This window comes from Piscinibacterium candidicorallinum (assembly GCF_047549485.1).
Lineage (GTDB): Bacteria > Pseudomonadota > Gammaproteobacteria > Burkholderiales > Burkholderiaceae_C > Piscinibacterium > Piscinibacterium candidicorallinum.
Genome location: NZ_CP180191.1, coordinates 2,741,036 through 2,753,877, shown reverse-complemented (window position 1 = coordinate 2,753,877; position 12,842 = coordinate 2,741,036). Strand labels below are relative to the sequence as shown.

Sequence of the window (12,842 nt, the reverse complement as noted above, 5' to 3'; positions counted from 1 at the left end):
GAGGTAGTCAGCCTTGGACTTCGCGATGAACGCTCATGATCTCAACACGCTCAACGACCAATCGGTTTGGCTAACGCAAGCAGACCTGCAAGGCTGGTTGCTCGTCGATACTGCATTGGTCGATTTCGACCGTGTCCATGCCATTGCCTTGGGCTACGGTGCGGAGGTGTTCAACACACTGGCCGACAGCAGCCTGTCGGTATACCGGAGCAGAGCGCCTCATTTGCTGCAGCTGCCACCAGTGCGGCATGCCACGCAAGCCCTACTCGAAGAAGTGGGCGATATAGATCGGCTTGCACCAGCCATGAGCTGGTTCTGTTCAGCCTCAAGCCCGCAGGCGCTCTGCGCCGACTTCGCTTGGCTTGCACAAGCGGTCGTTGAAGATGACGTCAAGGTGTACGCACGATTTGCCGACACCCGCGTACTTCCCGACTTGTTGCACTCGATGAGCCCGTCACAACGCGCAAGGCTCGCACGCCACATGACCGAGTGGCGCTATTTCGCCCGGGGTGGGCAGGTCTGCGCCATCGCGCTGACAGAAACGCCTCCCCCGGACCTTGCGGTGATGACGCAGACTGGCATCTCCTTTGACCAAGCTCAGACCGACGCGCTCATCGCAGCTGCGGAAGCTGACGCCATGTTCGCGCTCCTACTGTCGAATACCCCGGAGCTCGTACCCAAGGATGACCGAGCAGCATTTCATGCACGCTTGTCTGACGATCTGGAGCGCGCAAGCACGTACAAGGTGACGGCAGCGCGCGACCGGCTCCAGTTTCTCGTCTTGAGCCTGTCCTGTGGGAAGGACTTCGACAGAAGTCGGTCGTTGAATGACACTTGGATGCATGTGGCAAACGGCGCAAGCCTCACCGACCTCATGCAAGGTTGGCCCGAATACACGTGGGCAGATCTCGAACTGACAGGCGGTGCGCACCGCCTGGCATCGACGAAGGCCTGAGGAGCGCAACACATGGGCAACATACGTTTTTCCACATGGCTCGCGGCGTGTGCTGCGGTCGTCTTGAGCATTTACTGCGCGCCAGGAGCTGCGATGGCATCGAGCAAGCAGGGGGGCACCGCGACGATTGTCGGGTGGAACCATACCCACGAGTTCATCCGGAGATTCTTCGTCGGGGATGCGTGGGGAAGCAACGTCTACCCGTACCTGCCTAGTGGGTCCGTGTGCTGCGTTCAATATCCACTGAAGTGGACTGCAGATTTCAAGGTCAAGGTTCGCTGGGCGACGGCGAGCGCTGACCCCAACGCTGTCGGAAAAGATGCAGAGCCTGTCTGGCACGAACAGGAGGTCCAGGTCGAGAAGTACGACCGCCCCGGGACGCTTCACGTGCATTTCCTTGCGGACAGAAAGATTCGCGTGATCATTGCGCCTGTCGATCCTGGGCACCCCGACTATCCAGGACCGGGCCGCCCAACGCGGCCTGCGGCTGCCCCTGTGCAGAAGCCTTGAGCACGTACACCCACCGATCCTTCTGAAGTCTCACTGATTCAAACCTATGGCGTTTCGAGCAGGGTGGTACGAGTTTCGTTTTGAGCCCGAGTCCCGGCGGCGCTGGTGCCGTTGGTTCAGGTCTCCCACGCATTTCACCGGTGAGTGCTACATCGAGCCGGACGGCCGTCAGATCCTGACTTGGACCGATCCCGCGGGCTTGAACGGGCCCGGCAAGCCCATGACGTGGTCCGCGGACCTGAAGTACCTGCCAACCGCAACAAATGGCGACTGGTGGGATAACCCCAAAGGCCAGCAGGCCAATCCATCTCAGCCCGGCAACTTCAATCGTGCTGATCGAGAGCCTACGCCGCGCGAACTTGCACGTCGCGCCGCCGGAGTCGACCCCAACAGCACAAGCGGCCTGAATTGCTGTCGGGATATTGAGGTCGGTGTGTTCTTTGACGGCACGAACAACAACATGGATCGGGACAAGTCCGCGGCCGTTCCTTCGCATTCCAATGTGGTGTCTCTGTTCGAAGCGCACAAGAACGATCGCGAGGTGACCTTTGGCTTCTATATACCGGGCGTAGGCACCAAGTTTGCTCAGATTGGCGAAATGACTGAGAGCAGCAGTGGCAAAGCGTTCGCAGCTGGCGGCGAAGCACGCATCCACTTCGCCCTCCTGCAGGTCTACAACGCAGTGTGCCTGTCCGTCACGAAGGCCCCCCTGCTCAACGACGAGGAGATGACCAAGTACGCCACAAGCGTCTGGTCGGGACTGGCGACTTTTTGGCGGCTTGGGGACTACAAGCTCAAGAGCATCTTCAAGCAGCTTGATGCGAAGCTCTCAGAACAGCTGAAGAACCGGAAGCCCGCCATCACCAGGGTCACTGTCTCAGTGTTCGGCTTTTCGCGTGGTGCTGCAAAGGCCCGAGTGTTCTGCAAGTGGCTTCAGATTGCTTCGCAGGGTCAGATTGCCGGTGCAGCGCTCAGCATCCGATTCCTGGGCATCTTTGATACGGTGGCTTCCGTCGGTATCGCGGATTCGGCACCGCTGGCTGACGGCCTGATGGACTGGGCAGACGGCAACCTGGGGATCAGCGGCGTGGCGAACACGGTTCACTATGTCGCCGCCCATGAAATTCGCAAGGCCTTTCCCTTGTCATCAGCAGGCGCCGGAGGCAGCTTCGGCAGCGGTTGCAAGGAGTACGTTTATCCGGGTGCGCACTCGGACGTCGGGGGAGGCTACAGCCCAGGCGATCAGGGCAAGAGCGTCAACGGCCGCAAGAGCTTGCTGTCGCAGATTCCGCTCAATGACATGTACAACGAGGCGCTCAACGCAGGGGTGCAGCTGCGTGTCAAGCAGGAGATGCCTGGCGATATCCGCGCTGACTTCGACATCGCGCCAGAGGTCGACGCCGCGTTCCGGGCGTATTGCGACTGGACGAGCGATGTGGAACGCGCCCCGGTCACTGCGGCAGATGGCGGGACCGGCGGCCGAATGGCCAGACACACCCACCTGTATTGGCGCTGGCGGGCGCGAAATTCGCCCACGTCAGCGTTCGCCGGTCTGCAGAGCTATTCGCGTGCCAATGCCCAGGACAAGCAAGATCTATGGGATTCGGAGTTGGACTGGCGGCGTGATGTGGCAGAGGCCGAGCGTGCGACGCAGTCCTCTGTGGGTTGGACGCTGAGGGTGTCGCCGATTCCTTCAGTCGTTCCTGTCGTCCGGCCGCCCAAGGCCAACGCTGCGCAGAAGGCAGCCATCGCTGAGATTCGGGGGAATGCCACGGTGCCAGCAGCAGCGCACGCTTTCTTTGACGCCTATGTGCACGACTCGCACGCGAGCTTTTACATGCTCGGACCGACCTCGCAGTTTGAGAAAGAGGAATGGATCAAGTCGATCACGAACAAGAAGAAGCTGTATGACATGTATCTCGCATCGATGAACGACGCCATCGAGCGAGGGGACTATGAGACTGCTGGCAACCTGTCCCTGTCAGTGACGCTGCACAGCCTCAACCGATTTGAGCAACGCGTCATCGACGCGCAGGGCCCTTCGGGCGGCGGGTTCCCGGTGATGTCTGATCAAGACGTGGCGGATCTGCGCGCGACCACCGGCCTCTTTACTGGGACCGTGGTTGGATTCATCACCGACACACGGCGTGAGTCGGGCGGGCATCTGCGCTACCGCAAGATTTTCGAGCACGCTTGAGTTCACATTCAGCTGCGCTACGCACGGTGAGCCCGAAGGCGGTTTTCTCCCGATGCGGGCCATTCCTGTGCATCGAGGGACTCGAAGAATGAAGGGAGCGATTCGGCCGGGTGAGCTACGTCGCCATGGTGGCACGGTGGTTCAAGCAGGAGCGATTCAACCGTCCATCATGGGTGAACCCCTCGCGTACAACGACGACCACTGTGTGCGTCCGCGGCCCGCGCACACCGCGTCGTGTGTCATCATCGAAGTTGATCCGGAATGGATCATTGGCATGATTCCGGTCGCTCCTGAAGGGCGCAAGACGCGCTTTGGCGCCTCGCTGATCGGCACCCTGCCTCAACTTACGCGCGGGTGAGCACCCGCACGTCTCACCGTATGACTGCTCATCGAGAAAACCTCCAGTACGAGCCTGTCGAGCCGGCCATCCTGAAGGTCACGACGCTGACCACCGGGACGGTGGCGTTTCTGGTGCACTTCGAGCGCAAGAACCGCGGCTACATCAAGCGCTTCAGCAATCTGCAGTACGGCACGGAGCGCAAGGCGCTGGCGGCTGCGCGCAAGTGGCGCGACGATCAACGTGCCGCCCTGCCCAGCTACACACGCAAGGAGCAAGCGGTCAAACCGCTAGCGAACAACACCTCGGGGGTTCGGGGCGTGTGTCGCATTGAGGATCGGCGCGTGAGCGCCTCCGGCGAGCCCTTGATCCTGGCCTACTGGTCGGCCTACGTGCGCGACGACAACGGTCTTCCACGAGCGAAGCGATTCGCCATCCACCGTTACGGTGAGGCGCGCGCCTTCGATCTGGCAGTCGCGGCACGCAAGGCCTACGTCGCCACGCTGGGCCAAGCGGAAGCATCGCAGTCACCACGCACGTCAACCCGCCGCGGTCGCCGTGCGACGACGGCCAAAATGCACGCATGAACCCTTCAGACACGGCATTGATACAGCGACCCACCCTACACCATGGCTGGGTGATGGCATGCATTGGATCGCATCTGGGTGGACCGATCCTGTGGATCGCTACAGGCGCCTGGGGTGGCACGGCCGCCTGGGTCTTCGTCGGTTGGATCTGTGGCGTCTGCTGCGCAGGCCTCGCCTACCTGGAGGGGGCAGGGGTCGGCACCGCCGGGGCGCTCAAGCGGATGTGGCTGTTGCAGGCTTCGACCATTGCCATCATCCCGGGTCTTGCCGTGTTGGCCATCCTGGCGCTGGGTTCGGGGATGAGCAGATGAGCGAGCTGCGCCACCAAGCCTCCGAGGCCCCGGATGACGAGCGTGCCAATCGGCGTGCGCAGGCACGCTTTCTGAAGGTCGTCATCGGGCTGAGCCTTCTCTACGGCGTCGGGGCAACGTGGTTGAGCCGTGTCGAACGCGAGGCGCTGCGAGCCGCTCAGGAGGCTGCGAGTCGAGCTGAGCCTGCCATGGCACAGGATGCCGCTGCCCTGGCGCGGGACGCTGCCGAACGGGTCAAGCAGATGGAGTCCGCGGAGAAGCCCGCCTCTGCCGGCGAGTCCGCAAAGCCGTAAACACTTGTCAAATCATGCGTGGTTGCACCCGCGTTGCACCAGAGCGTGAATCCTTGATACGGAGCGCATGAGCCGCCTGAGCAAGCTGAAAGACCGGCGCGTCATCGTGGCGCTGATGGCGCATGGCCTCATCGCCCTGCTGGGCTGTGCCAGCCTGTTCAACGGGATCATGGCCTGGCATGAATCAAATGCACGACCGTCGTTTGAGGGTTCGGGCGGCTACGTGCTTTACATCATCGTCATTGCTTGGGTGCTGTTCCTCGTCACCTTGCTGCTGCTGAGCGCTGTGTTGATGTGGCTGCTGCCGCCCCAGGGTTTAGCGTACTGGACGGTTGGGCTCGCAGTATGCGCAGCCGCATCGCTGGTGTGGTCGATGTCGCACAAGCGGGCAGCAATCGCTGAGAAGCAGGCTCTTGTCAGTCAGCAACGCGCGGAGGCGACGCAGACGGTGAAGGCGCCCCAGTCCCGACTGGTGTTCTCCGAGCCCATTGAATCGCCGCTCCTGACGCCCATGGCACTGGCGCTGCGGGATGCGCTTCGGGCGGAGCCTGTCGACATCAATACAGACCGTCTCGCCGCATTGACCGCAGCGGTCGTGAAAGGTACGAGCGCTGACAGGACACTGATCGAAGTCGATCAGCTCAGCAGTACCCGCCGCCTCATGCGCTGGGTGGTCCCACAAAGATCGCTCGGTGCCGAGGACTTGGCAGTCGCCCATGTCACCGGCTTCCTGCTGTCAGACAGGTATCAGCTGATCGCTTGGCAGGACCGCCAGACCGCGTACGCGACGCGGGTACCGGGCCAATGGATCGCATACCAGGAGGAGCGCCGCTGTGAACTGAGCTTTGCACTCAACGGCGGCAAAGTGTCCGTTCTGAGGGAAGCAAGCCCTGAAGAAGCGGAACAGCCGATACTGGCTCATCTGGAACTGGAACGGCTTTCAATGCGGTCGGACGATGTCACAGCACCACGCATCCTGCGTCCCCAGATCCGTGAAGCAGGACCAAACCGGTTTGTTGCCACGTGGCATGCGGCACGGCGCATGAGTGAAGCCGATGCGTCGAGGCTCTGTGCTCAGATGCCCGCCATGAAAGTCGAGGAACTTGAACAGACTTTTGAGTGCGGCACGGGGCCGACGCCGGGCGCCTGCGAGCCCACGTCTGCCTTGGCGCAGCGCAAGACCACGGAGGTCTGCTTGCGCGCTGCCGCCTGTTTTCCTGGGCCCTAGAACCAGCGTGACCCAGGATGTGACGCTTGCCCCTCACGGGTCCACAGGCACCAGTTGCCCCATTTGCGGCGAAAGTACCCAGGTGCGTCCGTTCTCAGTGACGGCTTGAACCAGCAACGGGGGGCCGCCTTCGATTTCCACGTACACACCGCACGGGTCCTCAGGCCGGTAGTCCGGGAACCAGTCGCTTAGCTTTTTGGCCTGGATGGGAAAGACCATTTCAGCGTTGGCCTTGAATCGGATGGAGTAGAGCGTCTTCTGCATGAGTGGTGGGGTAGGGTGAGGCCGTCGGGCGGCGCTGTCACCTTCGGAGCAGATCGGGCTCAGGACCCGGCGATGCTGCAGGGGTATCGCTTGGGTCTGCAGGCGGTGGCGCGCGAGTAGACCGTCAATGTGCCGGCCGCCTGATCGCCGCGCTGCTGGCGGAGCGGGCTGCCATTCAGTAGGCTATGCGCCTCCTGCGACGACGTCGACCCAACGTGGAACATCTTCGCCTTCATGTGCTCAGTACCCCCGGCGCCATTGGTGAGGCGCAAGAGTGGTTCATCGAGCGACGCGCTGCTGATGGTGTTGCACTGATGTTCACGCGCGTTTTGGAGGACGGTGGGTTTGGCCGCGACAAGGAGTTTCTACCGGACGACGAAGCATTCCGGGTGCACCCTGATCAAGATTCTTGCCTCCGACTATTTGACTACGTCGAACGCATCGAAATCCCCTTGGTACTGAACAACTGGGTGCTGATGGATGCGGGCAATCTCAGCCTAACCGTCGAAACTCGGGGTAACGCAGTGAGCATTTCATCGCTGTCCGCTATTGCTTACGTGGACGACCCCGACCCACGGATGATGCAATTGCTGGAGTTGACCTACGCGGTCATCGAGCGCGACTAGCAACCCTTCGGCCACGGGGATCAGTGGCAAGTGCACCGCGCCAAGAAGTAGCGGTTTTTTTGCGCGGACCGCGCGCGCTGCTGTCGGAGCGCGTCGAAGCAAGCCAGCTGAGTCACACCGGGACTTCCGAAACCCGTGTGTTCTTTCTCGGAACCTCCGCCTGCGGGGTACCACCCGAACTTCTAAGGCGCGAAAGAATCGCAGTGCGCGAGCACGGGTTGATCGTGCGCACGTGGCAGCCCATCAATGAGCTTCCAGCCGACGTGACCCAATCCCGAGGCTACCTGCCGCCCTAGGGAGAGCACGCCGTTGAGCTCAGTTCAACCGCGACCGCGCCGGCAACCCCGACCGAAGAAACGCCATCTGATCCGCCAGGATGCTGCCGTTGCGTGCCTGCAGAATCATGTCCTCCCAACGGCAGGGCACATACGGCAGGTAAAGCAGCGGCATGCGCGCCTGCTCCGGCGTGCGGTTGGCCTTGCGCTGGTTGCATGACCGGCATGCAGTCACCACATTCATCCAGCGGTCTTCGCCGCCCTGCGCCAACGGCACAACGTGTTCGCGCGTCAGTTGCTCTGCGGCATAGCTCGCGCCGCAGTACGCACACAGGTGGCGATCCCGCGCGAACAGCTTGTGATTGAAGCGGGTCAGCCGCGGCGTAGCCGCCAGCAGCACGCCTGCGGCCGACGCGCCGTTCACCGCCAGTATCGGGTGGATCTCGATCCGCGATTGCTGGCCATGACGATTCGTCCCGCCGCGAAGCGCCAGCATGGGGTCGCCCAATGTGTAGGCCACGCTCTCAGTGGCGTAGTAGGCAGCAGCGTCCTCCGGGGTGATCCAGGCTTCGGGGATGCCGCTGATGTCGAGCTTGAGCACGCGCATCGCGGTTCTCCAGGGTGTAGAAAGTAGTCAACCTGATCGTGTGTAGGTTTGGCGCCAGCGGCTGGACTCAAACCAGCGGCCTGCGGCTTCGGAAGCCGCTGCTCTGTTCAACTGAGCTACGCCGGCAAGGCGAATGGCGAGGCGTACCGGATTCAAACCGGTGGCTTCCGGCTAGACAGGCCGGCACTCTGATCGCTGAGTTAACGCCCCAAGATGGGAGGGATGACGGCTGTGGATTTGCACCACGCGATAGCACGCCTTTCTACGCACGCACTTACCCGGTCGCCCGGAGCCGAGCCTCACAGGCACTTTCGCTCGCTAAAGGCTCTGGATTGCGAAAGGCTGTCGGTTACGTCGGTGTTCGAGACACCGGTGCCGTCAAGAGATGGTCCCCCAGCTGGGATTCGAACCCAGAAGAGCCCTGCTTCTAAGGCAGGTAGGTGTGCCAGTTTCCATGAGCCACCGGGGGATGAAGATGATTGGTGCCCGCCGCAGGAGTCGAACCTGCATCACCGTGGGTGGGCCGGGTTTGAGTCGGCCGCGTTTGCCATTTCGCCAGGCGGGCTGTTGACTTGCATCTGCCCAGAGCGCAGAGTCCGTGATCGTGAATGATCAGACCTCGCCCTCGCTTGAGCGACTGCTTGCGCAGTCAGACGCCTTTGAACATGCGATGCAGAATCTTCTCGGGCCAGACCTGAGCGTTGTTCCGTCTGAAGACGAACGACACGAGCTGGCTGCGGCTGCTTGCCTGCTGAGCGTTGAGCATGCCCACGTACTGCGCTGTGCGAATGCGGTGGATGCGCCCCGTACAGGTGCCGCGATTCTTCGACTGCAGTACGAGGCCTTGCTACGCGCAGCGTGGCTGCTCTACTGCGCAAACTCAACCCAGCTACAGAAGCTCAACCAGCCACTCGGCCCGGCGGCTGAAATGGCCGCCAAGAACCTGCCTGGCTACATCGACATGCTGAACGCCGTCGTCAAGGCAGCGCCTCCAGGCCTCTTGCAGCCTCTGGAGGAGTTCAACCAGTACAACCGCCATGCCTTGAATTCCTATGTCCATGGCGGGATCCATCCGCTTCAACGCGCCCTGACAGGCTTTCCGCCTCAGCTGGCTGAGAGCGTCATTCGACTCTCGAATGGACTGCTGCACCTGAGCTTTCGGCTGCTGGCTTCGTTGACCGATTCGCCATCACTCATGGATCGAATTTCGAGGGCGTACAGCGAGCACGCGGAGTGCTTGCCGCTGATTACGCAGCCGCAGGCACGGTCTTCGTCGGATCCCGGCATCCCGGCTTAGGGCGACGGGCTGCCCAGGCCGATCAGCGCTCAATGCCCTGTGGGGTGACCGGTCGGATTCGAACCGACAACCGGCACGGTCACAGCGTGCAGCTCCACCGATTGAGCTACGGTCACACCACAGGGCACTGACTCTGGCAAGGGAGGTGGGATTCGAACCCACGGTGTCTGCGCTCAGAACGCAGTGCCTTGAGCCTCTTGGCGACTCCCCAACAGGATGGTCCCTTCGGCAGGTTTCGAACCTGCGCGCTTCGGATTAAGAGTCCGCTGCTCTGCCTGATGAGCTACGAAGGGAGGGTAGGAATTGGTCTCGGTAGCAGGCTTCGATCCTGCGGCCCTCTGCTCCCGAAGCAGATGCTCTACCTGGCTGAGCTACACCGAGACTGAAAACCTTCAATGTCTTCTCCACGGCGCACACATGGTGCGCCGCAGGCAAGGCACTGGATCGGCCAAGGCGCTTCGCCTCAACCCTTGATGCACAACACCTGCTTCAGGGTGTGCATGACGTCGACCAGTTCAGCCTGCGCAGCCATCACCTGGTCGATGTCCTTGTAGGCCGCCGGAATCTCATCAAGGACCCCGCCGTCCTTGCGGCACTCCACGCCCTCGGTCTGGGCCTTGAGGGCCTCCAGATCGAACAGACGCTTGGCCTCGCCGCGCGACATGCGGCGCCCAGCCCCGTGCGAGCACGAGCAGTACGACATCGGATTGCCCTTGCCACGCACGATGTAGCTGCGCGTACCCATCGAGCCCGGGATGATCCCGAACTGTCCCGCCTGTGCACGCACGGCCCCCTTGCGGGTGATCCACATGCGCTCACCGAAGTGCTCTTCCACCGTGGTGAAGTTGTGGTGGCAGTTCACCGACTCGAAGGTGATCTGAATCGGACGACCCAGGGCCTTCTCGGCGGCTGCACGCAGCAGCACGAACATGATGTCGCGGTTCAGCGCGGCGTAGTCCTGGGCCCAGAGCATCGCTTCGATGTAGGCCTCGAACTGCGGCGTACCTTCGTCCAGCCAGGCCAGGTCGCGGTCCGGCAGGTTGCGCTGCAGCTCGCGAGCCTGGTCCTTGGCCAGGTTGATGGCGCACTCACCAATCGTCTTGCCGATGTTGCGCGAGCCCGAGTGCAGCATCAGCCACACCGAGCCGTCTTCATCCAGACAGACCTCGATGAAGTGGTTACCGCCGCCCAGCGTTCCGCACTGCTTCCACAGGCGGGATTCCTCGAACCGGCCCAGATACTCGCGGATCTTCAGCTTCTGGAAGCGATCCTCCAGGGCGACCCGGCGCTGATCGAGCTTCATACCCTCGAGTCCGATCGACTTCACGCGCGGCATGTCCTTGTGGGCGTCGAAACCTACTGGAATATCGCGTTCGATCTGTGCGCGCAGCTTGGCCAGTGAGGTCGGCAGATCCTCGGCGCGCAGCTGCGTGCGTGCAGCGAGCATCCCGCAGCCGATGTCCACGCCCACGGCGCTGGGAATCACGGCAGCTTTGGTCGGGATCACGGAGCCGACGGTCGCACCGATACCCATGTGGACGTCAGGCATCACGGCCATCGGACCGGCCAGGATCGGCAGCTTTGAGATGTTGCGCAACTGGCTCAGGGCGGCCGGCTCGATCTCCAGCCCCTGCACCCATCCGCGCACTTGGGGCATGAGTTCTTGCATGGCAGTTCTCCTGTGAAGGTTGTAAACGATGGCCTCCCGTGAGCGATTCAAACGCCCGACCCGCCGGGTAGAAGCCGGCTGCTCTGTTCGCTGAGCTAACGGGAGGAAGGGATAAGTGAGGAGGGTCGGCTGGTCGGCCCGGTCGGGCTTGAACCGACTACCCCCCGGTTAAAAGCCGGGTGCTCTACCGGATGAGCTACGGGCCGATGAAGACGATGGCGAACCGCGAGCGAGTCGAACGCCCAACCCCTGGTTTTGGAGACCAGTGCTCTGCCCATTGAGCTAGCGGTCCAAGCAAGTGGAGCGGACGCCGGGTGTCGAACCCGGTTGATCTGCTTGGAAGGCAGGTGCCTGAACCGATCGGCCACGCCCGCATGCAATTCGGGATCAGGCGCTGCCTCCGGTGAAGGAGACAGCGCCACCCGCGCCGACAGAGCTGCTGATCGAGATGTCGGCGCATCACGCCGGTGCGGGGTCTGTTCGCCCGATCCCGCGGCCTATCTGGCCGCTGGGGAGCGCGCACCGGCGCGTTGTGATGGTGGAGGCGGCTGGATTTGAACCAACGTGCCCGAGGGAACCGCTTTACAGGCGGCCGCAATCGACCTCTCTGCCACACCTCCATGATCTGGCTCCCCGAGGACGGCTCGAACGTCCGACGGCGCGGTTAACAGCCGCGTGCTCTACCTGCTGAGCTATCGGGGATCAACACTGGTCGGGGTGCGGGGACTCAAACCCCGGGCCTCCCGCTCCCAAAGCGGGCGCTCTATCGGGCTGAGCTACGCCCCGACGATGAACTGGCGGAAAGTCCAGCGAGTCTGCTGAACGCGGAACCTGGGCGCCGCGCGAAGGCGACCATCGGTTGAGCAAACCGCGCGCGTGGACCGCTCGCGCAACTTTCCATGGGACTGGCATGCCCGGCAGGGCTCAAACCTGCGGCCTTCGGATTCGTATTCCGATGCTCTTTCAACTGAGCTACGGGCATATGGACACTGGAGCCACCGGCACGGCTTCGAACCTGCGACCTGCCGCTTACAAGGCGGCTGCTCTTCCTGCTGAGCTACGGCGGCGATGAGGATGGACGCACAGGCCGGAGTCGAACCGGCGATCAACGGTGTTGCAGACCGTGCCCTTGGGCCTCTTGGGTACTGTGCGATGGAACGGGTTGGCAAGGGCGGCAGGCCTCGAACCTGCAACCACCGGCTTCAAAGACCGGTGCTCTACCGATTGAGCTACGCCCCAACAAATCTGGTCGCCGGAGGTGGGAACGATCCACCGACCCCCGCCTTATCAAGACGGTGCTCTGCCACTGTGCTACCCGGCGCGACTGGTATCCGGTGACCGAATCGAACGGCCGACACCCTGCTTGTAAGGCAGGCGCTCTACCTGCTGAGCTACCCGGATGAAGATGTGGTGGACCACGATCGGAATCGAACCGATGACCGACTGCGTGCAAAACAGCTGCTCTACCTGCTGAGCTACGGGCCCATGAACGATTGGCGTTCCGTAGGGGAATCGAACCCCTGTATGCACCTTGAAAGAGTGCTGTCCTAGGCCTCTAGACGAACGGAACTGGAAACTGGTGCAGCGAGGTGGGAACGATCCACCGACGCCCGGCTCTTCAGGCCGTCTTATGGGAAGTAACAGTTTCCATGCACCTGTGCGAGCTGCCGCTGCTGTTCGTTTCCC

At 62.2% G+C, this 12,842-nt stretch carries 13 protein-coding genes and 21 tRNA genes; 10 read left to right on the top strand and 24 right to left on the bottom strand.

All coding sequences use genetic code 11. The features are described 5' to 3' along the window. Positions 1-13: 13 nt before the first annotated feature. The 8 genes from ACMDW7_RS12535 to ACMDW7_RS12500 all read left to right on the top strand — a co-directional run bounded on the left by ACMDW7_RS12535 (position 14) and on the right by ACMDW7_RS12500 (position 6,418). Positions 14-955: a DUF4123 domain-containing protein gene (locus ACMDW7_RS12535; RefSeq protein WP_377304158.1), complete on the top strand. Its 942-nt coding sequence runs from the start codon at positions 14-16 to the stop codon at positions 953-955. Between the two features lie 12 nt (positions 956-967). Next, the gene (locus ACMDW7_RS12530) at positions 968-1,465 is read left to right on the top strand and encodes a DUF3304 domain-containing protein (RefSeq protein ID WP_414859556.1); all 498 of its coding nucleotides are present in this window, start codon (positions 968-970) and stop codon (positions 1,463-1,465) included. A 220-nt stretch (positions 1,466-1,685) separates the two neighbouring features. Next, the gene (locus tag ACMDW7_RS12525; protein ID WP_377304160.1) at positions 1,686-3,662 is read left to right on the top strand and encodes a T6SS phospholipase effector Tle1-like catalytic domain-containing protein; all 1,977 of its coding nucleotides are present in this window, start codon (positions 1,686-1,688) and stop codon (positions 3,660-3,662) included. A gap of 88 nt (positions 3,663-3,750) precedes the next feature. Next, entirely contained in the window at positions 3,751-4,020 is a 270-nt protein-coding gene (locus ACMDW7_RS12520) for a PAAR domain-containing protein (RefSeq protein ID WP_377304162.1), read from the top strand. 20 nt (positions 4,021-4,040) lie between these two features. Further along, on the top strand, positions 4,041-4,586 hold the full coding sequence (locus ACMDW7_RS12515) for a hypothetical protein (RefSeq protein WP_377304164.1): 546 nt from the start codon (positions 4,041-4,043) through the stop codon (positions 4,584-4,586). Then, the gene (locus tag ACMDW7_RS12510) at positions 4,583-4,897 is read left to right on the top strand and encodes a hypothetical protein (protein ID WP_377304166.1); all 315 of its coding nucleotides are present in this window, start codon (positions 4,583-4,585) and stop codon (positions 4,895-4,897) included. The genes ACMDW7_RS12515 and ACMDW7_RS12510 overlap by 4 nt, the downstream gene beginning before the upstream one ends. Beyond that, on the top strand, positions 4,894-5,190 hold the full coding sequence (locus ACMDW7_RS12505) for a hypothetical protein (RefSeq protein WP_377304168.1): 297 nt from the start codon (positions 4,894-4,896) through the stop codon (positions 5,188-5,190). The genes ACMDW7_RS12510 and ACMDW7_RS12505 overlap by 4 nt, the downstream gene beginning before the upstream one ends. Positions 5,191-5,257: 67 nt before the next feature. Continuing rightward, positions 5,258-6,418 carry a hypothetical protein gene (locus ACMDW7_RS12500; RefSeq protein WP_377304170.1) on the top strand — a complete coding sequence of 387 codons (1,161 nt, stop codon included), beginning with the start codon at positions 5,258-5,260 and terminating at the stop codon, positions 6,416-6,418. Positions 6,419-6,451: 33 nt separating this feature from the next. Here the strand turns inward: ACMDW7_RS12500 and ACMDW7_RS12495 are convergent, their stop codons facing one another. Then, on the bottom strand, positions 6,452-6,682 hold the full coding sequence (locus ACMDW7_RS12495; RefSeq protein ID WP_377304172.1) for a hypothetical protein: 231 nt from the start codon (positions 6,680-6,682) through the stop codon (positions 6,452-6,454). A gap of 236 nt (positions 6,683-6,918) precedes the next feature. On the opposite strand from ACMDW7_RS12495, the gene ACMDW7_RS12490 reads away from it, so the two are divergent. Continuing rightward, positions 6,919-7,308, top strand: coding sequence for a hypothetical protein (locus ACMDW7_RS12490; protein WP_377304173.1), 390 nt, complete (start codon positions 6,919-6,921; stop codon positions 7,306-7,308). Positions 7,309-7,623: 315 nt separating this feature from the next. Here ACMDW7_RS12490 and ACMDW7_RS12485 read toward each other — a convergent pair whose 3' ends face one another. From ACMDW7_RS12485 to ACMDW7_RS12465, 5 genes are all read right to left on the bottom strand, one after another. Further along, positions 7,624-8,190: an HNH endonuclease gene (locus ACMDW7_RS12485; protein WP_377304175.1), complete on the bottom strand. Its 567-nt coding sequence runs from the start codon at positions 8,188-8,190 to the stop codon at positions 7,624-7,626. Positions 8,191-8,239: 49 nt separating this feature from the next. After that, a tRNA-Arg gene (locus ACMDW7_RS12480) sits at positions 8,240-8,316 on the bottom strand. Between the two features lie 8 nt (positions 8,317-8,324). Beyond that, positions 8,325-8,400 (bottom strand) — tRNA-Asp (locus ACMDW7_RS12475). A 176-nt stretch (positions 8,401-8,576) separates the two neighbouring features. Next, a tRNA-Leu gene (locus ACMDW7_RS12470) sits at positions 8,577-8,659 on the bottom strand. 11 nt (positions 8,660-8,670) lie between these two features. Then, positions 8,671-8,755: transfer RNA gene (locus tag ACMDW7_RS12465), tRNA-Leu, on the bottom strand. 39 nt (positions 8,756-8,794) lie between these two features. Here ACMDW7_RS12465 and ACMDW7_RS12460 point away from each other — a divergent pair. Beyond that, on the top strand, positions 8,795-9,487 hold the full coding sequence (locus ACMDW7_RS12460; protein ID WP_377304177.1) for a DUF6988 family protein: 693 nt from the start codon (positions 8,795-8,797) through the stop codon (positions 9,485-9,487). A gap of 40 nt (positions 9,488-9,527) precedes the next feature. Here the strand turns inward: ACMDW7_RS12460 and ACMDW7_RS12455 are convergent. The 18 genes from ACMDW7_RS12455 to ACMDW7_RS12370 form a co-directional block, all read right to left on the bottom strand. Further along, positions 9,528-9,603, bottom strand: a tRNA-His gene (locus ACMDW7_RS12455). Between the two features lie 101 nt (positions 9,604-9,704). Continuing rightward, positions 9,705-9,780: transfer RNA gene (locus ACMDW7_RS12450), tRNA-Lys, on the bottom strand. Positions 9,781-9,791: 11 nt separating this feature from the next. Further along, positions 9,792-9,868: transfer RNA gene (locus tag ACMDW7_RS12445), tRNA-Pro, on the bottom strand. Between the two features lie 82 nt (positions 9,869-9,950). Continuing rightward, entirely contained in the window at positions 9,951-11,156 is a 1,206-nt protein-coding gene (locus tag ACMDW7_RS12440) for an RtcB family protein (RefSeq protein ID WP_377304179.1), read from the bottom strand. 29 nt (positions 11,157-11,185) lie between these two features. Beyond that, positions 11,186-11,261 (bottom strand) — tRNA-Arg (locus tag ACMDW7_RS12435). Positions 11,262-11,286: 25 nt separating this feature from the next. Continuing rightward, positions 11,287-11,362: transfer RNA gene (locus ACMDW7_RS12430), tRNA-Lys, on the bottom strand. A gap of 10 nt (positions 11,363-11,372) precedes the next feature. Further along, positions 11,373-11,448: transfer RNA gene (locus ACMDW7_RS12425), tRNA-Trp, on the bottom strand. A gap of 7 nt (positions 11,449-11,455) precedes the next feature. Then, positions 11,456-11,530 (bottom strand) — tRNA-Gly (locus tag ACMDW7_RS12420). A 162-nt stretch (positions 11,531-11,692) separates the two neighbouring features. Next, positions 11,693-11,776, bottom strand: a tRNA-Tyr gene (locus ACMDW7_RS12415). A 6-nt stretch (positions 11,777-11,782) separates the two neighbouring features. Further along, positions 11,783-11,858, bottom strand: a tRNA-Asn gene (locus tag ACMDW7_RS12410). Between the two features lie 7 nt (positions 11,859-11,865). Continuing rightward, positions 11,866-11,942, bottom strand: a tRNA-Pro gene (locus tag ACMDW7_RS12405). 120 nt (positions 11,943-12,062) lie between these two features. Continuing rightward, positions 12,063-12,138 (bottom strand) — tRNA-Arg (locus ACMDW7_RS12400). Between the two features lie 8 nt (positions 12,139-12,146). Next, a tRNA-Thr gene (locus tag ACMDW7_RS12395) sits at positions 12,147-12,223 on the bottom strand. Positions 12,224-12,231: 8 nt separating this feature from the next. Then, positions 12,232-12,308 (bottom strand) — tRNA-Cys (locus tag ACMDW7_RS12390). Between the two features lie 94 nt (positions 12,309-12,402). Further along, a tRNA-Ile gene (locus ACMDW7_RS12385) sits at positions 12,403-12,477 on the bottom strand. Between the two features lie 4 nt (positions 12,478-12,481). Then, positions 12,482-12,557: transfer RNA gene (locus ACMDW7_RS12380), tRNA-Val, on the bottom strand. Positions 12,558-12,564: 7 nt separating this feature from the next. After that, positions 12,565-12,641, bottom strand: a tRNA-Ala gene (locus tag ACMDW7_RS12375). A 9-nt stretch (positions 12,642-12,650) separates the two neighbouring features. Continuing rightward, positions 12,651-12,726, bottom strand: a tRNA-Glu gene (locus tag ACMDW7_RS12370). Between the last annotated feature and the right edge of the window lie 116 nt (positions 12,727-12,842).